At 44.2% G+C, this 22875-nt stretch carries 25 protein-coding genes and 1 other annotated feature; of the genes, 17 read left to right on the forward strand and 8 right to left on the reverse strand.

Features of this window, described 5'->3' with window-relative positions:
- Window positions 1–303 carry a L,D-transpeptidase gene (locus tag H540_RS31980; RefSeq protein WP_342666036.1) on the reverse strand — a complete coding sequence of 101 codons (303 nt, stop codon included), beginning with the start codon at window positions 301–303 and terminating at the stop codon, window positions 1–3.
- Between the two features lie 27 nt (window positions 304–330).
- Window positions 331–1698: an MATE family efflux transporter gene (locus H540_RS0109040; protein ID WP_028400361.1), complete on the reverse strand. Its 1368-nt coding sequence runs from the start codon at window positions 1696–1698 to the stop codon at window positions 331–333.
- A gap of 557 nt (window positions 1699–2255) precedes the next feature.
- Between H540_RS0109040 and bacA the strand changes: the two genes are divergently transcribed.
- Window positions 2256–3050, forward strand: coding sequence for an undecaprenyl-diphosphate phosphatase (gene bacA, locus H540_RS0109045; protein WP_028400362.1), 795 nt, complete (start codon window positions 2256–2258; stop codon window positions 3048–3050).
- Between the two features lie 222 nt (window positions 3051–3272).
- Complete coding sequence (locus tag H540_RS29320; protein WP_051317042.1) at window positions 3273–3878, forward strand: L,D-transpeptidase; 606 nt, start codon at window positions 3273–3275, stop codon at window positions 3876–3878.
- Here the strand turns inward: H540_RS29320 and H540_RS0109055 are convergent.
- Both H540_RS0109055 and H540_RS0109060 read right to left on the reverse strand, forming a co-directional pair.
- Window positions 3875–4351 (reverse strand): PCYCGC motif-containing (lipo)protein, encoded by a 477-nt coding sequence (locus H540_RS0109055; protein WP_034670661.1) that lies wholly within the window; start codon window positions 4349–4351, stop codon window positions 3875–3877. The two genes, H540_RS29320 and H540_RS0109055, sit on opposite strands and share 4 nt — an antisense overlap.
- A 157-nt stretch (window positions 4352–4508) precedes the next feature.
- A complete protein-coding gene (locus H540_RS0109060) occupies window positions 4509–5072 on the reverse strand; it encodes a thioredoxin family protein (RefSeq protein ID WP_028400364.1) in 564 nt (187 codons plus the stop codon).
- A 309-nt stretch (window positions 5073–5381) separates the two neighbouring features.
- Here H540_RS0109060 and H540_RS0109065 point away from each other — a divergent pair, with 309 nt between their 5' ends.
- The 4 genes from H540_RS0109065 (at window position 5382) to fabL (ending at window position 7758) form a co-directional block, all read left to right on the forward strand.
- Window positions 5382–5801, forward strand: a complete 420-nt coding sequence (locus H540_RS0109065; RefSeq protein ID WP_028400365.1) for a MarR family winged helix-turn-helix transcriptional regulator — start codon at window positions 5382–5384, stop codon at window positions 5799–5801.
- 32 nt (window positions 5802–5833) lie between these two features.
- Window positions 5834–6253 carry a hypothetical protein gene (locus H540_RS0109070; protein WP_028400366.1) on the forward strand — a complete coding sequence of 140 codons (420 nt, stop codon included), beginning with the start codon at window positions 5834–5836 and terminating at the stop codon, window positions 6251–6253.
- Between the two features lie 170 nt (window positions 6254–6423).
- Entirely contained in the window at window positions 6424–6588 is a 165-nt protein-coding gene (locus tag H540_RS0109075; RefSeq protein WP_028400367.1) for a hypothetical protein, read from the forward strand.
- Between the two features lie 423 nt (window positions 6589–7011).
- Complete coding sequence (fabL, locus tag H540_RS0109080; protein ID WP_028400368.1) at window positions 7012–7758, forward strand: enoyl-[acyl-carrier-protein] reductase FabL; 747 nt, start codon at window positions 7012–7014, stop codon at window positions 7756–7758.
- Window positions 7759–8248: 490 nt separating this feature from the next.
- On the opposite strand, the gene H540_RS0109090 is transcribed toward fabL, so the two are convergent.
- Window positions 8249–8587 carry a hypothetical protein gene (locus tag H540_RS0109090; RefSeq protein WP_028400370.1) on the reverse strand — a complete coding sequence of 113 codons (339 nt, stop codon included), beginning with the start codon at window positions 8585–8587 and terminating at the stop codon, window positions 8249–8251.
- A gap of 165 nt (window positions 8588–8752) precedes the next feature.
- Between H540_RS0109090 and ytfJ the strand changes: the two genes are divergently transcribed.
- Window positions 8753–9199: a GerW family sporulation protein gene (gene ytfJ / locus H540_RS29325; protein WP_034670683.1), complete on the forward strand. Its 447-nt coding sequence runs from the start codon at window positions 8753–8755 to the stop codon at window positions 9197–9199.
- 42 nt (window positions 9200–9241) lie between these two features.
- On the opposite strand, the gene H540_RS29330 is transcribed toward ytfJ, so the two are convergent.
- Window positions 9242–9979, reverse strand: coding sequence for a C39 family peptidase (locus tag H540_RS29330; RefSeq protein WP_245592202.1), 738 nt, complete (start codon window positions 9977–9979; stop codon window positions 9242–9244).
- 259 nt (window positions 9980–10238) lie between these two features.
- Between H540_RS29330 and H540_RS33085 the strand changes: the two genes are divergently transcribed.
- Entirely contained in the window at window positions 10239–10352 is a 114-nt protein-coding gene (locus tag H540_RS33085; RefSeq protein WP_155890988.1) for a phosphoribosyl-ATP pyrophosphatase, read from the forward strand.
- A gap of 714 nt (window positions 10353–11066) precedes the next feature.
- On the opposite strand, the gene H540_RS0109110 is transcribed toward H540_RS33085, so the two are convergent.
- Both H540_RS0109110 and H540_RS0109115 read right to left on the reverse strand, forming a co-directional pair.
- Window positions 11067–11309: a YkuS family protein gene (locus tag H540_RS0109110; RefSeq protein ID WP_028400371.1), complete on the reverse strand. Its 243-nt coding sequence runs from the start codon at window positions 11307–11309 to the stop codon at window positions 11067–11069.
- A 76-nt stretch (window positions 11310–11385) separates the two neighbouring features.
- Complete coding sequence (locus tag H540_RS0109115) at window positions 11386–11634, reverse strand: DUF3911 family protein (RefSeq protein ID WP_028400372.1); 249 nt, start codon at window positions 11632–11634, stop codon at window positions 11386–11388.
- Between the two features lie 414 nt (window positions 11635–12048).
- On the opposite strand from H540_RS0109115, the gene ilvE reads away from it, so the two are divergent.
- The 9 genes from ilvE to leuD all read left to right on the forward strand — a co-directional run bounded on the left by ilvE (window position 12049) and on the right by leuD (window position 22704).
- Window positions 12049–12945 (forward strand): branched-chain-amino-acid transaminase, encoded by an 897-nt coding sequence (ilvE, locus tag H540_RS0109120; protein ID WP_028400373.1) that lies wholly within the window; start codon window positions 12049–12051, stop codon window positions 12943–12945.
- Between the two features lie 14 nt (window positions 12946–12959).
- Window positions 12960–14627 (forward strand): dihydroxy-acid dehydratase, encoded by a 1668-nt coding sequence (gene ilvD, locus H540_RS0109125; RefSeq protein WP_028400374.1) that lies wholly within the window; start codon window positions 12960–12962, stop codon window positions 14625–14627.
- Window positions 14623–14848: a binding site (T-box leader), on the forward strand. (Overlaps the previous gene by 5 nt.)
- A gap of 75 nt (window positions 14849–14923) precedes the next feature.
- Window positions 14924–16621: an acetolactate synthase large subunit gene (gene ilvB, locus H540_RS0109130; RefSeq protein ID WP_028400375.1), complete on the forward strand. Its 1698-nt coding sequence runs from the start codon at window positions 14924–14926 to the stop codon at window positions 16619–16621.
- Complete coding sequence (gene ilvN, locus H540_RS0109135) at window positions 16618–17133, forward strand: acetolactate synthase small subunit (RefSeq protein ID WP_028400376.1); 516 nt, start codon at window positions 16618–16620, stop codon at window positions 17131–17133. Before ilvB ends, ilvN begins: the two co-directional genes overlap by 4 nt.
- A 19-nt stretch (window positions 17134–17152) precedes the next feature.
- Window positions 17153–18160, forward strand: a complete 1008-nt coding sequence (gene ilvC, locus H540_RS0109140) for a ketol-acid reductoisomerase (protein WP_028400377.1) — start codon at window positions 17153–17155, stop codon at window positions 18158–18160.
- 2 nt (window positions 18161–18162) lie between these two features.
- Window positions 18163–19683 carry a 2-isopropylmalate synthase gene (locus tag H540_RS0109145; RefSeq protein WP_028400378.1) on the forward strand — a complete coding sequence of 507 codons (1521 nt, stop codon included), beginning with the start codon at window positions 18163–18165 and terminating at the stop codon, window positions 19681–19683.
- Between the two features lie 12 nt (window positions 19684–19695).
- Window positions 19696–20769: a 3-isopropylmalate dehydrogenase gene (gene leuB / locus H540_RS0109150; protein WP_028400379.1), complete on the forward strand. Its 1074-nt coding sequence runs from the start codon at window positions 19696–19698 to the stop codon at window positions 20767–20769.
- Complete coding sequence (gene leuC, locus H540_RS0109155; RefSeq protein ID WP_028400380.1) at window positions 20766–22160, forward strand: 3-isopropylmalate dehydratase large subunit; 1395 nt, start codon at window positions 20766–20768, stop codon at window positions 22158–22160. Before leuB ends, leuC begins: the two co-directional genes overlap by 4 nt.
- Window positions 22138–22704, forward strand: coding sequence for a 3-isopropylmalate dehydratase small subunit (leuD, locus tag H540_RS0109160; RefSeq protein WP_028400381.1), 567 nt, complete (start codon window positions 22138–22140; stop codon window positions 22702–22704). Before leuC ends, leuD begins: the two co-directional genes overlap by 23 nt.
- The last annotated feature ends 171 nt before the right edge of the window (window positions 22705–22875 follow it).

Consider the following 22875-nt stretch of genomic DNA (forward strand, 5'->3'; position numbering starts at 1 on the left):
TCATAAAAAAAGCATTGTTCTTAATAAAGAACAATGCCGCGCGACAGTAATTCCGTATTGAGCTGCAACTGCTTTGTACGAAGATTTGGAGCTTGTGACGATAGCCGTTGTGTTGACGTTTACTTGGTCATACAGCCAGCGCACGTCGTTGTTATGCATGCGAATGCAGCCGAGGGTTGTTGATTTTCCGATGGCGCTTGGGTTGTTGTTGCCGTGAATGGCATACGTTGTACCCTGCGTGCCGCCCATGTTCAAACCGAGCCAGCGGTCGCCGAGCGGATTTCTCGGATCTCCTCCTGGGATATTTCGCGTGAAAAAAGAAGCTGCATCTTATGATACAGCTTCTTGCATTTCTTGCCGCGGTTTCTTTTGTACTTGCAAAAGCCGGAACGACAGGAAGAGGGCGCCGAAAGCGAGACCGGAAATGAGTCCGACCCAATATCCTTTTGCGGCAAGCGCCGTTTTGGCTGCGAGAATATAGCCGAGCGGCAAGCCGATTACCCAATATGCAATCAGCGTCATGATCAGAGCCGCGTTCACATCTTTATAGCCGCGCAGGGCGCCTTGAACAGGGGTGGCGATAGCATCGGAAATCTGGAACAAAATCGCATACACAAGAAATTGCTGTGTAAGCTCGCGAACGATTGGATCAGTTGTATAGATGGAGGCGACCTGTTCGTTGAATACGAAAATGACAACCGAATATACAAGCGCAAACACAAGGGCGATGCCGATGCCGAGCCAGCTGTAAATTTTCGCATCGTGATAGCGTCCCGCACCTACTTCGAAGCCGACTGCAATGGTCATGGCCATGGAAATGCTGAGCGGTGTCATATACAGCATAGAGGCAAAGTTGATGGCCGCTTGGTGGGCAGCGATTGTATTTGTATCGAAGCTGCTCATAAGTAACGTAACCGCTGCAAAGATACTTGTTTCAAAGAAAATGGCAAAGCCGATCGGCACGCCAAGCTTTAATAATTCCTTCCATACGGAGAAGGAAACGCGATAGAGGCGATGAAAAATTTGAAACGAAGCAAACGGGCGTTTCGTGTGAATGATATATACGGCAATCAGCAAAATGCACCAATACGTTACTGCAGACGCAACGCCTGCGCCGATTCCACCAAGGCGCGGCATACCGAAGCTGCCGAAAATAAGCAAATAGTTTAATAAAATATTAATAGGTAAAGATAATAACGTAATCAGCATCGTCACGCGTGTTTGGCCGAGTGCATCGATGAAGCAGCGAAGGACAGTGTACACAAACAGAGGAATGATACCGAAGGAAAGCATTGCTAAAAAGCCGTGTGCAATTTCTCTTACCTTCGGCTCAAGATTCATTGTATGTAAGATAGGAGAAACCGTAAAATATCCTGCTGCAATGACAATGATGCCTGCCGCGATTGCAAGGTAAATGGCCTGAATGACAAACGGCGCCACATCTTTGTCTTTTTGAGCACCTTTCAGCTGTGCTGCTGTCGGAGTAACCGCAAGCAAAATGCCGCTTAAACCAGTACTGACGGGAAGCCAAATGCTTGTGCCAATCGCAACGCCGGCCAAGTCCGCGGAGCTTGCATGTCCGGACATTATTGTGTCAAAGAAGTTCATAGAAAATAAAGCAAGCTGCGTAACGAAAACAGGGATAAACAACACAAAAAATTGTCGGAGCTTCTGTCCAAGAGTTGTAGTTTCTTTCATAGGGCATCCTTCCTTGCAACAAAATACAGTTATTATATCACAACTTCTCTGCTTTTTTCACCCGCCGTCCGTTTTTTGGAAAAAGGATCTTTTCTCTATATATAGTCAGCTTACAAGTATTGCTGTTGGAACGTTTGACATCTTCTTTCTATATATAACTGATTTATAATTTCGACTTTTTCATTTGCTATTTCGAACAAAACGGCATTGGCACTTACTTCCTCCCTCTGGTTTACCCTTGCATGGACCAAGGGTTTGACCGCTTCTGCACGTCGCCGGATGCTCTCGCCCCACTATAAAAAGACGATTTTTTTATTCAGTTTTATATATTTCGTGTTGTACTAGCTTACAATTATCATAGCAAAGAGTTGAATCCATTTGAGCGATGTTATAAAACTTATCGTTGTAACGTCCTTATGAAATGAATGGATTTATATTACAAATGTCTCATGAATTTGAAGAAAGTAAGCGTTATAAGGAAAAAAGTCATGCAAATTTTGTCAAAATACGGTATTATGTTAAAGTGTGTATTGGCTTTATATAAGGAGGTTTCAAGCTTGGCAGAGTGGTTAATTGGGTTAATATTAGGTGTCGTTGAAGGACTTACAGAGTTTTTACCTGTATCCTCGACAGGGCATATGATTTTAGTAGGAAGCTTACTTGGATTTGAAGGAGACAAAGCAAAAACTTTTGAGGTTATCGTGCAGCTCGGCTCTATTATGGCGGTTGTTGTGGTGTTCTGGAAACGTCTGTGGACGTTGGTAGGAATAGGCCGTAACAAGAGCGCAGCATCCTTGAATTTGATTCATATTCTTTTAGGAATGCTGCCAGCCGGCATACTGGGCTTTTTGTTTCATGATAAAATCAAGGGAATTTTGTTCGGACCTGGTCCGGTAGTCATCAGCTTAATCGCCGGCGGTATCTTAATGATTGTGGCAGAGAAGTTTTCTAAAAAAAGCACGGCGCAAACATTGGATGAAGTAACGTATAAGCAAGCTTTCATCATCGGCTTGTTTCAATGCTTAGCGCTTTGGCCGGGCTTTTCCCGCTCGGGTTCTACCATCAGCGGCGGTATTTTGGCCCGCGTTTCTCACAAAGCGGCGGCGGAATTTACGTTTATTTTAGCCGTGCCGATGATGTTTGCGGCATCTGGTCTTGATTTAATCAAAAGCCGGGATTTATTATCTGCATCTGACATTCCATTATTTGCGGTAGGCTTTATTGCAGCGTTTCTAGTGGCAATGCTTGCTATTGTATCGTTCTTAAAGCTTCTGTCCCGCGTAAAGCTGACGCCGTTCGCATACTATCGCTTCGCGGTGGCAATTTTATTCTACATATTTGTAATCATGTAAAAGGAAGGGAGCTGACATCAGCTCCTTTTTTGTTTGTCTGAACGAGCCAGTTTCGCTTTTTTATGAAAAAAATGTAAAAAAAGCAAGGGAAAGCGCTGAATTTTTGGAACGGTTGCCTCCCCTTTTTTCAAACCGTCCCGGTACAATTACAGTACGAGAAAAAGAAAAGGGTGAGGGGAAACTGTGGAGGACGTTCCAAAGAAGGCGAGAAGGATAAAGGTCATGATTTGGGGGATTTTTGTTGGGTTGTTTGTATTTGGTGGCAGTGTTACATACGCAAAGGCTTCTCAACCGATGGAAATTCAAGTTCACTCCGTTGCGGCTATGACGACGCAGTACAAATTGCAAGAGGATGAAACCGCATTAAAAAAATACTTAACGGATGTTCCGAGGCAGCTCATTATCATTAACAGAGAAAGAAATGAGCTGGCATTTTTTCAAGATGGAAAGCTCGTACATGTGTATCCGATTTCGACTGGAAAAAGCGGTTCTCCGACACTGGAAGGCGTTTTTCCAATCGTGAACAAAATTAAAAACCGCCCATTTTATAAGTTCAATATTCCGGGAGGAGACCCGCGAAATCCGCTTGGCGACCGCTGGATGGGTCTTGATATATTCGGAACAGAAGGTACGACATATGCGATTCACGGCAACAGCAATCCCTCCACGATCGGCTATCATGTATCAAACGGCTGTATCCGCATGTATAATGACGATGTGCGCAGCTTGTTTGAGCTTGTGCAGGTCGGAACGCTCGTTATCATTGAAGATTTTACCGCACCGTGGGATGTGATTGCGTTGCAGCACGGCTTTAAAGTGTATATTTAGTCAGGCATCGGTGTAGGAGTCGGTTTGGCGTACGAATTGGTGTACTTCGCATCAATGTGGCGCCGGATGGCAAGCTTCGTTTTTCCTTGCTCCGCAAGCAGCGATGCTTCCCGTGCAATTTCGAGGCAGTTGATGCAGTGCGCAGCATGAGTATCCCACACGACTTCGCCTGTTGCTTTGATTTCCCGGATAAAACAGTCTTTATTATTTTGATGATTTTCTCTCTGCCCGCAGCCGCAGTAGCAAGGAATCCACTGCAAAAGCTCCGTGTGAGAAGCTGCTAGTTTGTATACTTGCTTTACTTCCGGTTCGTAGTTCTGCAAAAACGAAGGAAGAACAGAGAGGCTTGCCGTTGTTTCTGTATAGTTGCCGGGAAAGCAGTATTGTTCGGAAGCGGCATCTGCCGTATTGCTGATACCGGCGCCGAACAGCAGCAGAGGAGATAGAGCTATAATCAGACATTTATATAACATATTGTGCAGCTCCTTTCTATATTGGGATGTCCAAAAAAGGGCAACTGCATACACTAAGAAAAGCGGAGCCGGCTCGTTCAGGCGCAGCTAGACATGATCCTGGAATTTTATATTTTTCTATACACAAATAAAGAAGCCTGCAAGAGGCTTCTTTTGCTTATGATAAAACCGGACGCAAGCGCTCTGTTACGCTCTTTACAACGCTGTCCCAAATGGAAGCATCCGTCGCAAGCTGTTTTCGGAAGGATGTGTACATAGCTTGCTGCTTTTCTTCAAACGCCGGGTCGTCTTTTGCCGGCAGCTCGGCGCGCAAAGATGTAATCATATCCTGTACCTCTTGAGAACGCGGCCCCCATATTGCTTTTTCCTCGCCTTGCTCATCAATGAAAATGAAAATCGGGATTGCGCGGGATGTACCGTTCGTTAAATATTGGTCCATCAGCTCCAGGCTTTCATCGCGGATGAGGAAGCGCATATCGAAGTTTGCCGCTTCGCACAAGCGTTTTATGATGGGAACGCAAAGCATCGCATCGCCGCACCAGTCCGCTGTTAATACGACAGCCTTCCATCCTTTGTCTTCTCCTTGCTTCAGCAAAGAAACAGCTTCATCAGGAAGAGACACTTCATTGTAAATATGTAACAATTCCTCTTGATTCACTTTCATGCTTTGTACGTATTCATCAAACGGCGAACCTTTTACAAACCAATCTATCAGCTTCATGTATATGCCTCCGTATATCAATATATCGCTTTCATTGTAACAGGTATCGCTGTGAAAATCTTCCGGGATGCTTCTGCTGGGAGGATGTAAAGACTACAGATAAATAAAAAAAAGAAGAGCGCCACGCATGCACCCTTCTTTTGGCAGAACGCCAATGAAAGCAACTGTTATCTTGTATTGCCAATTTTTTAATTGTTCATGCTGGGATGCAGGATAATTTTTTGTAAAAGTAGTGACAAAATTGTGAATATCATATATATTTAATTTTGTTTTTAATTAATATGATTAAATAATTAGGAGGAGATACAAATGAACAGCGCAAAAGAAGACCTCCTGCAAGAGCTGTCCACACAGATGTTTGCAGCTTTTCGTACGCTTCGAAGCGAGATAGCAAAAACATTTGATTCGTTTATTCCTATGAATGAATTCGTGGTGCTGCGCGTTCTGAATCGGAATAAAAAAGAAATGGTTTCTCGCGTCGCGAATGAACTGCATGTGTCAAACAGCCATATTACAGCTGTTTCTGAAAAGCTCATTCAAAAAGGATTGCTGACACGTTCTCGCTGCGAATCAGACCGCCGCGTCGTATTTTTGGAAATCACTGAACAGGGAAACAAGCTTGTACAGGAAATGGAAGCGAGAAAACAGGAGTATATAAAAGAGAAGTTTTCTTTTTTAACAGAAGACGAGATAAAGTTGATGATTCATGTGTATCGTCAGCTTATATAAATATGAATTGAATCAGGAAAGGGTGGAGATGTATGGAACATCTGGATATGAGGAGAAAGGTCATTATTATGATCTCCATAATGGCAGCGCTGTTTTTTGCATCGGTAAATCAAACGATTGTAGGAAACGCGCTGCCGCCGCAGATGCAGGACATTTTCACGCAAATTGTCGTACATTTACGCGATGCGATGAGCTATTCCTTATCCGGTGTATTCTTTACAGGCGTTATTATTATGGCGCTGTCCGTTTTATTGACGGTTTTCCTAAAAGAAGTTCCGCTTCGTACATCTGTACAAAAACATGATAATGACGAACAAAAGCAGCCAAAAGCGGAACCGGCTCGTTCAGGCGCAGAACATAAAGAAAAGCGGAATCGGCTCGTTCAGCTCCGGAAGGCAGAGGTTCTCTCCCAAAAAAGGCGCTTTTTGCCTTTATGGGGGGAGGTTCTCTGACAGGAGGAGCTAGCCGATGGAGCTGGACATCACGAAAAGCGGAGCCGGCTCGTTCAGGCGCAGAACCAGAGGCTCTCCGCCCTAAAAAGCGCTTTTGGCTCTTTTTTACATAATGAAAGATCTAAAACGGGAGAAACTAACGATACTCCAAAGTGAAAGGAAGAATGAGCATGACAAGTCGTAATGGAAGCAAAGGAAGCCAAAACCAAGGTTCCCCACAATCCGGCCATTATCAGATGGAATTCGGTGCGGAGTTCGCGAGCGGAGACGATAACAAAGGAAAAGAGTATCGCTCTCAAAAAGGCAGCAAATCCAACCTAAAACATGAAGATTGAAAAGAGCGGGGGATTCCCGCTCTTTTTGTATAGGCTTTGTTGAATAATAATGTTAGTTTCAGTCAAAACTTCTTTTTTCCTCTGAAATATTCTTCAATTTAATTTAAGCACTCTATTAAAACTGTTGGTGCAGCTTGGTCTAATGGATACTTGCCTTCACGAAATTATGCTGTCTTCGCATAAAAAAGACTCCTTGCCATAATCGGCAAGGAGCAAGGGAAGGGGGGCCAGTATATGAAAATAGGGTTTGGACGTTCACGTTTAGTTTGGGGTTCAATGTGAACGTTCCTTGCTTTAAAATATACAAGCCCTCTGTGAATTCGATGTGAACTCAATGTGAAAGGCAAAAGGAGTTTTTCTTCGATTGACGGCAGGCGTGAAGAACGGTAAAATTTGGACAGGTACAACAGGGAGGGCAATGATATGACACAAAGAGTAGCACTTATTACAGGCGGTACAAGAGGTATCGGAAAGGCGATCGCAAAACGCTTAGCGAAGGAAGGTTATCATTTGGTTTTGAACTACATGCGCAAAAAAAATGATGCGGAGCAGGCGAAGCGTGAAATTGAAGAAGAATTCGGTGTAAAGGTTCTTATCGTGAAAGCGAATGTGAAAGAGCTTGATCAAATTCAGCACTTGTTCCAAGAGGTGAAAGAGCAGTTCGGACGATTGGACGTATTCATCAACAATGCAGCTTCCGGTGTGCTCCGTCCATTGATGGAGGTAGAAGAGCAGCATTGGCAGTGGACGCAGGACATCAATACGAAGGCGTACTTGTTCGCGTCGCAGGAAGCGGCGAAGCTGATGGAGAATGGCGGTTCGATTGTCGCGCTCTCAAGCCTTGGTTCCATCCGAGCGCTGCCTAACTACGTAACGGTCGGCGTATCCAAAGCTGCGGTCGAGGCTCTTACCCGCTATTTGGCTGTAGAGCTGGCTCCGAAAGGAATCGTGGTGAACGCAGTATCCGGCGGCGCCGTGGATACGGATGCCCTGAAGCATTTCCCAAATCGGGAGGAGCTGCTAGAAGCTGCGGCGTCTCGCAATCCGGCCGGCCGTATCGTGGAGCCTGAGGATTTAGCGGAGACAGTATATTTCCTATGTACACCGGCAGCCAGCATGATTCGCGGGCAAACGATTATAGTGGACGGAGGACTTTCCCTTCTATGTTAAAAGCAACAGCCTTGTGCTGTTGCTTTTTTCATTTTTTGGGTTGCAAAGCAGGGGGAACCTAGTATGTTCGAATATGTTGGAAAATACGCATGTATTAAGGAGTCAAGGGAAATGAGGAAGCGTAGTAGAACCCGATTGGAAAAATACATGTATTCATTTGAATCCGCCGCATTAGCGTTTTGCTTTTATCATAAATTAGGCGAGAATACCCCCGAATTAAGCGTGTGGATGGTTCATCAGAATATTTAATAGTTAGGAATGCGGTCGAGAGTATAAGAACTGTTTAAGAGTATTTTAGCCCTTGCAATAAGAAAACCAGGAAGATTGCTCTTCCTGGTTTGTGCTATATGCTAAAAAGCATATAGTTTTGGGACGTGCCGAGCTTTATCGGCCAGACCCTGCCACCTAAGAACCTTCCCCCTGCATTGGCAAAGAGTGCCTTTCTTGGGGGAAGAATCTTTCTGCACCTGAACGAGTTGAATCCGCTGTTCTAAGTGAAAAGTCTTAAAAAGTAGCTTAAAATCGCAACTCGGAAAAACAATGCCATAATAGCGGCAACTGCTCCCAAGATGATTGCGATGCGTCCTGTTGTTCGCGCGCCTTTGCTGGCTGCGTAAAAACCTACGAGCACAGCTGCAATACCGAAGAACACAGGGTACGTAAAGAAAGATAAAATTCCAAGCGCCAAAGCGACGAATCCGAAAATCGCACCGCCTGTAGTCGGCTCGGTTCCTGCTTTATCATGATTGATGCGGGCAGGAGCAACTTCTGCAGCATACTCTTCGTCTCCCCGGTTGGGATATAGGCGATTTTGATCTCTATCTGCCATATGAATTCCTCCTTCGATTGTTAGCTCCACAATGGTGAAGCTAATTATAGTATGACCTTTGTGCAGTCATTTCATTTGAAAAAATGTCATTTGAAAAAAGTTGGTATGCTTATATTGTTTTTGGAAAACATAGGAGAGAAAATGAATGAAAGTGAGAGGATTTCCATGGCACAACATCCAATCGAAGACCTCATGAAAACGGCAATGCAAAATTTAAAGGAAATGGTGGATGTAAACACCATAGTCGGTAAGCCGGTTTCCACGCATGACGGAAATGTGATTTTAACGGTTTCTAAGGTTGCATTTGGGTTTGGAGCAGGCGGCAGCGACTTCGGGTCGAGCGCTCAAAAGCATGTAAGTCGTCCGCATAACGGGCATCGGGCGCCTGGTGATAAAGAAGAGGAGCATTCTGATTATCCGTTTGGAGGAGGAAGCGGAGCAGGCGTTTCTATCGACCCTGTAGCTTTCCTTGTAGTCGGCTCTAAAGGCGTTCAAGTTATGCACTTGCAAAGCAACACGCATCTTATTGAAAAAGCTATGGACGTAGCACCGCAAGCGATACAGTCTGTGCAAAATATGATGACGAATAATAACAGAATTACTAATATGTAAGCGAGACAGTAAAAAACGACGTGCCGGCACGTCGTTTTTGTATTAAGAAACAACTATATTTTCTTTTGGCTGACCTTGTGTTTGTTTCTGTTTTGTTTTATAGCTGAGAGCTTGTCGCCCAAGCTGTATCCATGCTTGTTCAAAATCTTTTCTCTTGATGCGGCGATTCGGTGTTTCGTGCAGCGGGTCGTTGATATATACATAATTTTGACTGTAGCCCGTGAGGAGAACGCTATGTAAGGCGTATGTAACATGCATCGGACCGTCGCTTGTAAACCATATTTCAAATCTTTCTTCAGGAAGCATTGCAAATGTATCATTTACAATGCTCCAAACGGGAGCCCCTCGGTCAATCATGTGGTACAAGTCCTGAGGCTCTCCCCCTGTTAAGTTAACAAGCTGATCCTTCAAATATGAAAACCCAAGCTTGTAGATAGGATTAACATACACGCCTAAGCCGGGGCGGCTGAACGAATACATGTCTCCTGCGAAGCCTTCTTGCATATTACCCTGCAAGCCGTTTTCTTCAAATGGCACCTTGTCCAGCTTATTTGCAAGCTCCATTTTATCAGCTGCTATTCCCGCATGACGAAGAAGCATCGCTAAGCTTGTTACCTCACAGCCGCGCGGAAGCTCGGGATTTTGTTGCATATGAGGAGCATTCACGATTGTTTTTTTGTTGCTGTTATACAATTTTCTTGCACCGTAATAGGACAGCACTGCCACAAGCGGCAAAGAAACCAGTGCCTTTTTCTTATGCTGCTTTACTAAATTCAACACGAAGAACACGCTCCTTTTTCTTATTTTCTTTTGTTTTGCGATATGGTATAGTGAAAAAAGTGCACTTAAAAGAACACATATGTATAGTTCGTTGCAAAACTTGCGGTTTCCTGTTGCGTTAATAAGTTGTAACATAATTATTGCGTTAGGTAGGATGGAAAAACTTACAAATATGTAAGATTTCTGTAAGCCGGTTCTATGGAAAATACTCGATTGACTTTATACAATAAAGCCGTAAGGAAAGAAGGGAGGATAAAAAATGATTAATATGAAGAAGTTTGCGGCAGGTCTGTTCCTGTTGACGAGTGCATTTGTTATTTATTTTCTAAAGGAAAAGACGCATCTTTTGCCTGACAAAAATCAATACGTGTAAGCGGTATGAAGAGCATGCCGCTTTTTTACACATCCTTGTATGTTTGGATACGTAGCTCTTCATTGGCTTTCCATTCTGCATAACATATTCCGTTCAGCTTTTCCCCCGTGCTTTTTCAGCTGCTTTACACTAAACGATCCTGTTTTAAATGGAAGGCCGCCCTTCACGCAGCTTTCTTGATTTTTAGGTGATGACTTCCGCGACATAAATCAGCAATGTCCAGCTGAATACCCCAAAAAGAATTTCAGTTAACCAGGTTCATGAAGATATATCGCATATATGTAACAAATTTACATATTGACAAGTGTTGATTTAATGTATATAATTTTAATTCGTGTCTCAGTTCAATTTACTTTACTTGGAATATTGCCGATGCAAATAATCAGCGCTTGAACAGTATGTGGAATAGGTGAAAGATCGGGCAGTAGTAACCGTCAGCAACTTTTACGATTTCATGAAAAAACTGATTCGAGACAGCAAGTGCCGGCTAGGAGCGGTCAGAGGAACCGCAACGGTGGAAGAGAGGAAGGGCTTTCATCCGAAGAGTACAGAAGAATGTTACTTTCCCGTTAATTATAAACCAAAGGGTCTCTTTTGAATGCAAAAGAGACCCTTTTTACATATAGAGTAAATGTAAGTTTTTGGGGGCTGGACGAATTGGTTCTTCGGGTGATGTCTAACCCCGCCGGCTCCGCCTGCAGCCTCCGTTTTTCTTTATTGCAGTCTGCTTTCCACTTGTTGACAAATTTCTTCTGCAGTTAAGCCGCTTGCTTCCACTACCGGTCCGTCAATGGAAATAGTGCTCATGCCCATGACATTGGAATCTTGACCTGTGACTACGCAACAATCACAGCCTTGTACATCGCTTTCAGAACGCAGTTGTACAACTTCATGGCCTTTTTGCTCAAGTGCTTGCCGTACATTGCTTAAAGAATGTTCTACGCCGATTCGAGCCATTTTTCTCACCTCCTGCTATATAGTAATGTGTTACAATTTCTTGGAAATTATTCACACTACTATTTGCAAGGGCATGTTAGTCGTTGTAAACGCCTGTAAGCATTTGGCTCATGAATTGGTCATTTAATACATCGTCCATTTCTGTTTCCCTGGAGCGAACGCCGATGGATGCAACAAATACACTTTTCCATTCTTCCTCCTGTGCATAAGGAGACAGTTTTGCATCATCGTCCAGCTTGCAAAGTCCTTGTGTGTTCATAAAATTAAATAATTCTAACATCTCCATCACTTCTTGTCTTGTGCCTTTGATTTGTAAACTCGCCATTTTTATATCCCCCTTTAGTTGTTACTGCTTTTTGAAAATAGAATTATGAGTGTTTCAAATTGAATATACCTGTAATTTTTATTCGTAAATCCCTGCCTTTCATTCCTCTATATGGAATTTATAGTGTTGGTATAACAGCATTTTACATCATTTGACGTTTTTTTTAGTTGACGAAATACATTCGTAAATGATTCGCGAACTCCTCCTTCTAAAAAAATATTTTTTGTTAAAAAATTTGTCGAAAAATATTTTTTTGAATTTTGTAAACGTTAACAATGTTGATGTGACAATGTTTATGGGCTCGTTCACATATTGTAAAATTTAAAATTTTCTAAAAAATGTTTTGATTATTTTAAAAAGGCGGAGTAAACTAAGGAACAACAAAAATAAACATAAGCAAATGGGGGATTTCAAGTGAACGAGCAATCAATCTATTTAAACGGAGAATTCGTTCCAAAGCATGAAGCCAAGGTTTCAGTGTACGATCACGGCTATTTATATGGAGACGGCATATTTGAAGGAATTCGCGTATACAGCGGCAACGTCTTCCGTCTAAAAGAGCATCTTGTCCGATTGTACGAGTCAGCGAAATCTATTATGCTGGAAATTCCGCACACATTAGAAGAGATGACAGAGATTGTGGCAGAAACGATTCGTCGCAACAAGCTGTCTGATGGATATATTCGACTTGTCGTATCAAGAGGGGAAGGGAATCTCGGTTTAGACCCGGCATCTTGTGTGAGACCGAATGTCGTAGTCATCGCCGAGCAGCTCGCTTTGTTTCCAGCAGAATATTACGAAACAGGCATCCCGATCATTACTGTGGCAACGCGCCGAAACCGTCCGGATGTATTGAGTCCGCAGGTGAAATCCCTAAATTACTTAAATAACATCCTTGTTAGACTAGAAGCGAAGCTCGCGGGAGTGCCAGAAGCTCTTATGCTCAACGAACAAGGATATGTAGCGGAGGGATCCGGCGATAACGTATTTATTATAAAAGGCAACAAGCTTATTACGCCGCCAAGTTCTGCAGGCGCATTGGAAGGGATTACGCGCAATGCTATTATGGAAATCGGCGAGAAGCTTGGATATGACGTAAGAGAAGAGCTATTTACGCGTCACGATGTATATGTGGCAGACGAGGTGTTTTTAACAGGAACAGCGGCAGAGGTTATTGCGGTTACGAAAGTAGACGGCCGTGTAATCGGTGACGGAAAGCCCGGCACGCATACAAACCGCCTGCTTGAAGAATTCCGAACGCTCGTTGTTAAAGATGGAGAAAAAATCTACGAAACAGATAAAGTCAGTTAATGGGGGAGATATCGTTGCGAAGCAATATGATTAAAAAAGGAGTCGATCGGGCTCCGCATCGCAGCCTGCTTCATGCAGCCGGTGTAAAAGACGAAGATTTTGATAAGCCGTTCATTGCGATCTGCAATTCCTATATTGATATCGTTCCTGGACATATTCATTTACGCGAACTTGCAGATGTGGCAAAAGCGGCAATCCGGGAAGCGGGAGGCGTTCCATTCGAATTCAATACAATTGGTGTAGACGATGGAATCGCGATGGGACACATCGGCATGCGTTACTCGCTGCCAAGCCGGGAAATTATCGCGGATGCGGCAGAGACAGTAATCAACGCGCATTGGTTTGACGGCGTCTTCTATATGCCGAACTGTGACAAGATTACGCCGGGAATGCTGATGGCGGCTGTTCGCACAAATGTGCCGGGTGTATTCGTATCAGGCGGACCGATGGAAGCGGGCGTGTCAAAAGACGGAAAACCGCTCAACCTCGTATCTATGTTTGAAGGGGTTGGAGCAGTTAAAGCCGGGAAAATGAGTGTAGAAGACTTAATTGCGATGGAACAGGCTGCTTGTCCGACATGCGGTTCTTGCTCGGGAATGTTCACGGCGAACTCCATGAACACCATTATGGAAATGTTAGGGGTAGCCCTTCCAGGAAACGGCACTCTCGTTGCAACAAGCAAAGAAAGACACGATTTAATTTATAAGGCGGCATTCCATCTTATGGATTTAATTAAAAAGGACATTAAGCCTCGTGATATCATCACAGAGCAAGCAATCGATGATGCATTTGCCCTTGATATGGCAATGGGCGGATCTACAAATACTGTATTGCATATGTTAGCCATTGCTAGCGAAGCCGGTATCGAATACGACCTCAATCGTATCAATGAGGTTGCGAAACGAGTGCCGTATTTAGCAAAAATCAGTCCAGCTTCCGATTACTCAATGCATGATGTGCATTTAGCTGGAGGGGTAGCATCCATTATTAAGGAATTAGCTTCTATTCCAGGTGCGATTCACTCTGACCGTATTACGATTACAGGGAAATCGCTTCTGGAAAATGTGGAACACGCCTCTATTACGAATAAAGAAGTCATTCGTTCTAAAGAGAATCCATACAGTCCTACAGGCGGATTATCCATGCTGTTTGGTAATATTGCACCAAATGGCAGCGTAATTAAAGTAGGGGGAGTAGACCCTTCCATTGAAACGTTTGTTGGTGAAGCAATTTGTTTCAATTCCCATGATGAAGCAGTCGCAGCGATTCACAGCGGCATCGTGAAAGAAGGTCACGTAGTTGTTATTCGCTACGAAGGACCAAAGGGCGGTCCGGGCATGCCGGAAATGCTTGCTCCGACATCTGCTATTGTCGGAAGAGGACTCGGCAAAAAGGTTGCCTTGTTGACGGATGGACGTTTCTCAGGTGCAACTCGGGGAATCGCAATCGGTCACGTATCGCCAGAAGCAGCAGAGGGCGGTCCTATTGCCCACGTAGAAGATGGAGATACAATTACCATTGATTTACGAGAACGAACGATGGATTGGGGCGTTTCTCAAGAAGAGATGGAAAATCGAAAGCAAAATTGGGTTCTTCCTGAACCTAAGGTGAAAAGCGGCTATCTAGCACGCTATGCAAAACTCGTTACATCTGCGAATACAGGCGGAGTTCTAAAAGTGTAAAGCGATGACGGGGAGGAGTAGTTGATTGTGAAGCCTTACAGAGAGTCGGTGGTTGGTGCAAACCGATGGTTCACGTCAATGAACATCGCCCCTGAGTGCCGGGCTAAATAAGTAGGTCCGGACGGCTGGCTGCGTTATAGGCTTGGCTCATTAAAGAGTCACTGAGGCAAGGAAATTCCTTGCGAAGAAGGGTGGTACCACGAAAATCTTTCGTCCCTTTAGCACAGCATTTTGCTGTTGCTAGACGGAAGATTTTTTTGTTGGAAATTTTTTCAAAAAAAGGAGGTACACGAGTTATGTCTTGGCAAACTAAGGAAAAAACTGCGACAGGTGCGGAGCTTTTGTTAGAAGCTCTGAGACAAGAGGGAGTAGAAATTATTTTTGGGTACCCGGGTGGAGCTGTTTTACCTTTATATGATGCTTTATATGATTTTGAGATTCCGCACATTCTTACACGCCATGAACAAGGTGCCATCCATGCAGCAGAAGGATATGCTCGTATTACAGGAAAGCCAGGCGTAGTAATTGCTACAAGCGGTCCTGGTGCAACAAATATCGTTACTGGACTTACAGACGCCATGATGGATTCTTTGCCGCTTGTTGTATTTACAGGTCAGGTAGCTAGTTCATTTATCGGCACTGATGCGTTTCAGGAAGCGGATGTAATTGGAATCACGATGCCGATAACAAAACATAATTATCAGGTTCGAAATGTATCGGATTTACCTCGTATTGTGAAGGAAGCCTTTCATATTGCATCAACTGGGCGACCGGGTCCGGTTGTCATTGATTTACCTAAAAATATGGTTACAGAATCGGGAGAAAGGAAGGACAATGTAGAGATTGATCTTCCTGGGTACCAGCCGCATTATGAACCAAACCGTTTACAAATCGCTAAGCTGTTAAGCGCCATTGGAGAATCGAAAAAGCCTGTTATTTTAGCAGGTGCCGGAGTACTTCATGCAAAAGCTTCCGAGGAACTGGCGAAATTTGCTCGCACGTATCAAATTCCGGTCGTCCATACACTGCTTGGATTGGGAGGGTTCCCACCAGAGGATCCGCTTTTCCTTGGAATGGGTGGGATGCATGGCTCGTATACGGCAAACATGGCGCTGTATGAGTGTGATTTGCTTATCAATATCGGAGCACGGTTCGATGACCGGCTTACGGGAAACTTGGAACACTTTGCAAAACAAGCAGTAGTTGCTCATATCGATATTGACCCAGCTGAAATTGGTAAAAATATTCCGACTGAAATTCCAATTGTAGCCTGTGCGAAAAGGGCGCTTCAAGTACTTCTTGAGAAGAATGGAGAGAAGGTCAATCATCAAGACTGGCTCCGTTTGTTACAGGAAAGAAAAGAGAAGTATCCACTTGTGTATAAGCCGGAAACTTCTGCAATTAAACCGCAAGCTGCTATTGAAATGGTGTATGAAGTAACGGAAGGTAACGCGATCATTACGACAGATGTCGGACAGCATCAAATGTGGGCTGCTCAATACTATCCATTAAAGTCTCCAAATCGCTGGGTTACTTCCGGAGGATTGGGAACGATGGGATTTGGGTTTCCGGCAGCCATTGGTGCTCAATTCGCAAAACCAGAGGATGTAGTAGTAGCTATTGTTGGAGATGCAGGATTTCAAATGACGCTGCAAGAGTTAAGCGTATTAAAGGAGCATAACTTACCTGTCAAGGTGCTTATCGTCAACAACGAAGCGCTCGGTATGGTTCGACAATGGCAAGAATCCTTTTACAATGAACGCTATTCACATTCTTTATTGCACTGTCAACCGAACTTTGTGGCACTTGCAGAAGCATACGGTATAAAGGGAATAAGAATTGAAGATCCGAATACAGCGAAACAGCAGCTGAAAGAAGCAATTAAATACACCGGTCCGGTAGTAATTGATTGTCGTGTCTTACAATCTGAAAAGGTTATGCCGATGGTCGCGCCTGGCAAGGGCATTCATCAAATGGAAGGGGTGGAATTATGAAGCGCATTGTGACGGCAACAGTCCGCAACCAAAGCGGTGTACTGAACCGGATTACAGGCGTTATGTCCCGCAGACAGTTCAACATTGAAAGCATTTCAGTCGGACACATGGAATCTTCAAACGAATCTCGTATGACATTCGTTGTGCATGTGGATAACTTACAGCAGATCGAACAGCTGATAAAGCAGCTTCATAAGCAAATCGATGTGCTGAAGGTTTCTGACATCACTGATGAAGCAATGATTGCCCGTGAGCTCGCCTTAATTAAAGTAGCCACAGTTCAGGCGACGCGGGCGGAAATCTACAGTTTAATTGAGCCGTTCCGTGCTTCAGTAATCGATGTTGGCAAGGATTCCATCATTGTGCAGGTTACGGGAACGCAGGATAAGGTCGAAGCTTTAATTGAATTGCTTCGTCCATACGGGCTCAAGGAAATTGCCCGTACAGGCGTTACAGCATTTACACGCAGCACGAAAAAGCAAGAAAAACAACAAATGATGATTATTCATTAATTTAGAGGAGGAAACAAAAATGGCAAACGTATATTACAAGGACGCAGTACAAAACAACGTATTAGAAGGAAAGAAAATCGCAATCATCGGGTATGGTTCTCAAGGTCATGCTCATGCACAAAATCTTCGCGACAACGGTTTTGATGTAGTGATCGGGTTACGTCAAGGTAAATCATGGGAGCAAGCGAAAGCAGACGGATTTGATGTAAAAACAGTTGCAGAAGCAGCGAAGGAAGCAGAAGCTGTTATGATCCTTCTTCCAGATGAGCGTCAACCAGAAGTATATGAACAAGAAATTGCGCCGAATTTACAAGCAGGAAATGCATTAGTATTTGCACATGGCTTTAACGTTCACTTCGGGCAAATTACACCTCCGGAAGATGTAGACGTATTCCTTGTAGCACCAAAAGGTCCTGGTCATCTTGTACGTCGTACATTTACAGAAGGCGCGGCTGTACCAGCATTGTTTGCAGTATATCAAGATGCAACAGGAACAGCTCGTGAAAAGGCATTGTCTTATGCGGATGGCATTGGTTCTACACGTGCCGGTGTATTAGAAACAACATTCAAAGAAGAAACAGAAACTGATTTGTTTGGTGAGCAAGCGGTGCTTTGCGGCGGTGCGACAGCTCTTGTAAAGGCTGGTTTTGAAACATTGGTAGAGGCAGGCTATCAGCCAGAAGTTGCATACTTTGAATGTTTACACGAATTGAAGTTAATCGTTGACTTAATGTACGAAGGCGGTTTATCAACTATGCGCTATTCTATCTCTGATACAGCGCAATGGGGTGACTTTGTTGCAGGGCCTCAAGTTGTAACAGATGAAACGAAAAAAGCAATGAAGAAAGTATTAACTGACATTCAAGAGGGAGCGTTCGCAAAAGGCTGGATTGAAGAGCATAAAGCGGGACGTCCAAACTTTAATGCTATTAATGAAGCAGAAAATAAACATGAAATTGAGGTAGTTGGCCGTAAACTGCGTGAGATGATGCCATTTGTGAAGCCTAAGGTAAAAGTGGGGGTTTAAGCATGCGACAAATTCTTTTCATGGACACAACGCTTCGGGACGGAGAACAATCAGCTGGTGTAAACTTAAATCCGCAAGAAAAGCTGCAAATTGCGCGGCAGTTGGAAAGATTTGGAGTCAATATTATGGAAGCGGGCTTTGCAGCCGCTTCCGAAGGTGACTTTCAGTCCGTACGCGATATTGCGAAAGTGGTTAAAAATGTTTCCGTTATGAGCTTAGCCCGAGCGAAAGAATCGGATATTCGAACAGCCTATGAAGCTTTGAAAGAGGCGGTTGCGCCTCGATTGCACGTGTTTATCGCTACGAGTGATATTCACATGAAATATAAGCTCCGTATGTCGCGGGAAGAAGTGCTGTCCACTATTCGTGAGTCTGTGAAGTTGTCTAAGTCTCTGTTTCCAGTGGTGCAGTTTTCGGCTGAAGACGCGACAAGGACAGACTATGCGTTTTTAGCGCAGGCAATTGAAGAAGCTATCCGCTCTGGGGCGGATGTTGTGAATATTCCGGATACAGTCGGTTATACGAATCCGCAAGAGTACTATCAGCTATTTCAATATTTGAAACAACATGTTCCTTCCTTTGACAAAGCCATTTTCTCTTGCCATTGCCATGATGATTTAGGGATGGCGACAGCAAACTCGCTTGCTGCAATTGAAGGAGGCGCCGGTCAAATAGAAGGAACGATTAATGGGATTGGGGAGCGTGCCGGAAACGCGGCATTAGAGGAAATCGCAGTAGCCCTTCACATTCGGAAGGATTATTACAATGCAGCCTCCTCTATTGTGCTGAAAGAAACGAAAGCGACAAGCTCGCTAGTGAGCCGATTAACTGGCATGATTGTACCGAAGAATAAAGCGATTGTCGGTGCAAATGCATTTGCTCATGAATCAGGCATTCATCAAGACGGAGTGTTAAAAGAAGCATCTACGTATGAAATCATTTCTCCGGAGCTTGTAGGGGAAGAACAAAATAAGCTTGTGCTTGGGAAGCATTCCGGCCGCCATGCATTTACAGACCGAATGGCGGAACTAGGGTACGAATTGGCAGAGGATGAAAGAGATCGCGCATTCCGTGCCTTCAAGCAGTTGGCTGATCGAAAGAAGGAAATCACAGAAGAAGACTTGCATGCGCTGATTTTGGGAGAAACATCTCTATTAGATCAGCAGTACGAAGTAAAGCATTTACAGGCTCATTTCGTCTCCAACGGCACGCAATCTGCGACAGTCGTGCTTGAGGATCAGGAAGGAAATACGCTGGAAGATGCAGCTACTGGTGCAGGAAGTATTGAAGCGATCTATAACGCAATTGAAAGAATTTTAAAGTTAGACTGTCGTCTCGTAGACTATCGCATTCAATCGATTACGCAGGGACAGGACGCTCTTGCACACGTTCATGTGGAGCTGGAGCAAGCTGGTAAGCGCGTATCTGGATTTGGGGTAGCGCAGGATGTACTAGAAGCCTCCGCTCGTGCATATGTGCATGCGGGAGGAAAGTTAAAAAGATTAGCAGTATCAAAACGGTGAGGAGTGAGGCTGATGGAGAAGAGGATCGTTTGTTTAGCCGGTGATGGGATTGGTCCCGAAGTGATGGAAAGTGCAAAACGCGTCCTGCAGCTGGTCGGACGATTGTACGGTCATAAGTTTCACCTGCAGGATGAGCGATTTGGCGGTGCGGCAATTGATGAGTGTGGTCAGCCGCTTCCGGCCCGTACATTAGCTGCTTGCTTGGCAAGCGATGCAGTCTTGTTGGGAGCTGTTGGCGGTCCGAGATGGGATGAAGCACCGGAAAGACCGGAAAAGGGATTGCTTGCATTAAGAAAATCGCTGGGCTTATATGCGAATGTCCGCCCTGTTGAGGTCGATAAGGCGGTTGCTCATTTATCACCGTTAAAATCTGAAGTGGCAAGTGAAGTGCAGTTCGTTGTTGTACGCGAGCTGACAGGCGGAATTTATTTTTCATTCCCGAAAGAGCGTACAGCAGAACAAGCGACAGACACGCTTACTTATACTAGAAGAGAAATTGAACGAATTGTTGAGTACGCATTTCAATTAGCAAAAACGAGAAGAAAAAAGGTAACGTCTATCGACAAAGCAAACGTTTTGGAATCCAGCAAACTTTGGAGAGAAATAGCGAAGGAAGTAGCGGTGCGCTATCCGGATGTAGAGCTGGAGCATATCTTAGTAGACGCTGCAGCGATGGAAATGATCCGCAACCCTGGTCGATTTGATGTCATTGTAACAGAAAATTTATTTGGTGACATTTTGAGTGACGAAGCTTCTGTGTTAGCTGGATCTCTTGGCATGCTGCCGTCAGCAAGTCATTCTGAAAACGGGCTTTCCTTATACGAACCGATTCATGGATCTGCACCGGATATCGCGGGTAAAAACAAAGCGAATCCGATTGCGATGATTCGTTCCGTTGCGATGATGCTCGAACAATCCTTTGAGCTCAGGAAAGAAGCAAAGGCAATTGAAGAAGCAATTGCTGCTGTATTAAAAGTTGGAAGATTTACAGGAGATTTAGGCGGAAAAGAAACAACATCTTCTTTCACAGATTATGTATTGCGGGCGATGGAGGAACAGGTGTTAGTGGGGAGAGGAAAAGCATGAAACAAACATTGTTTGATAAATTGTGGGAGCGTCATGTCGTAGCGAGTGCGAAAACTGGCTCTGATCTCTTATATATCGATCTTCACCTTGTCCATGAGGTAACATCGCCGCAAGCATTCGAAGGAATTCGCCTTGCAGGAAGAAAGGTGCGGAGACCTGATTTAACGTTTGCGACGATGGATCATAACGTACCGACGAAAGATGTATGGAACATAACGGATGAAATTGCGAAAAAGCAAATGGATACGCTGCAGGCCAATTGTAAGGAGTTTGGCATTACGCTTGCGGACATGGCAGATGAACGACAAGGAATCGTACACGTAATCGGTCCAGAGCTTGGTTTAACACAGCCTGGGAAAACGATTGTGTGCGGAGACAGTCATACATCTACACACGGAGCGTTTGGGGCTTTGGCGTTTGGAATTGGTACGAGCGAGGTTGAGCACGTACTTGCAACGCAAACGCTGTGGCAAAAGAAGCCGAAGTCTATGGGTGTGGAGTTAAAAGGCGTATTGCCAAAGGGTGTATATGCAAAGGACATCATTTTGCATTTATTAGCTTCCTACGGCGTATCAATGGGAACAGGGCATGTGATGGAGTTTTACGGTGAGACGATTCAGCACTTATCTATGGAAGAGCGTATGACGATTTGCAATATGGCAATTGAAGGCGGCGCGAAAGCAGGATTAATCGCCCCGGATGAAACGACATTTGCATACTTAAAGAATCGCCCATATGCTCCGAAAGAATTTGAAAAAGCAGTGGAAGATTGGAAAACGCTCTACACGGATGAAGGAGCTGTATATGATCGCCAAATTACGGTTGATGTAGCAGCTCTTGCGCCTTACGTAACTTGGGGAACAAATCCGGGGATGGGTGTACGTGTCGATGAATTGCTTCCGGATATTCAAAATGCAAACGATGCACGTGCTTATGAATATATGGAATTGGAGCCAGGCCAAAAGGTAGAGGATATACCAGTTCAGCACGTATTTATCGGATCCTGCACGAATTCGCGTTTATCTGATTTAGAAGAAGCCGCTTCTTTTATAAAAGGCAAGAAGGTAAAAGAAGGTGTGCGCGCGCTCGTTGTACCGGGTTCCAAGAAAGTGCGGGACGAAGCAATGAAAAAAGGATTGGATAAAGTTTTTACAGAGGCAGGATTTGAATGGCGTGAAGCAGGCTGCTCCATGTGCTTAGGAATGAATCCCGATCAAGTGCCGCAAGGAGAGCATTGTGCTTCCACCTCAAACCGCAACTTTGAAGGACGGCAGGGAAAAGGCGCACGTACGCATCTTGTCAGCCCGGCGATGGCTGCTGCCGCTGCCGTTTATGGAAAATTTGTAGATATCAGAAAGGAGGAGTATCGTGAAGCCGTTTCGTACGCATAAAGGAACTGTTGTTGCACTCATGAACGATAACATCGATACCGATCAAATCATACCAAAGCAATACTTGAAGCGGATTGAGCGGACTGGATTCGGACAATTTTTGTTTGATGAATGGCGCTATTTGGATGACCGTACGGACAATCCAGATTTTCCGCTTAATGCTCGAAAAACCGCGACTATTTTAGTGGCTGGCGATAATTTCGGCTGCGGCTCCTCCCGTGAGCATGCACCGTGGGCACTCGATGATTATGGTTTTCGCGCAATCATTGCCGGAAGCTTTGCTGATATTTTCTATATGAATTGCACAAAGAATGGTATTCTTCCTGTCGTTTTGGATGAGAGCGCACGCAATGCTCTTGCATCTTTAGGATCTGATGAAGAAATAGTGGTAGATTTAGAAAAGCAGATCGTTCAAACAGCGCATGAAGAGTTTTCTTTTTCCATTGATCCTGTATGGAAAGAAAAGCTTCTTGGCGGATTGGATGATATTGCAATCACGCTTCAATACGAACAAGATATCGTTTTATACGAAAATCGCGCATAAAAATATAAAAACCTTCAATTCTTGCTACAGCAGATTGAAGGTTTTTATATGCATGAAATTAATTTTTATGCAAAAGAAGCAGGGGAATGAAAAGGTTTTCGGTGAAATAAGGACATGAATATTAATATTTATGCAGAAATACCATCCGAAATTATTTGACATAATTCATGT

This window comes from Ectobacillus panaciterrae DSM 19096 (assembly GCF_000430785.1).
Classification (GTDB): Bacteria; Bacillota; Bacilli; order Bacillales; family Bacillaceae_G; genus Ectobacillus; species Ectobacillus panaciterrae.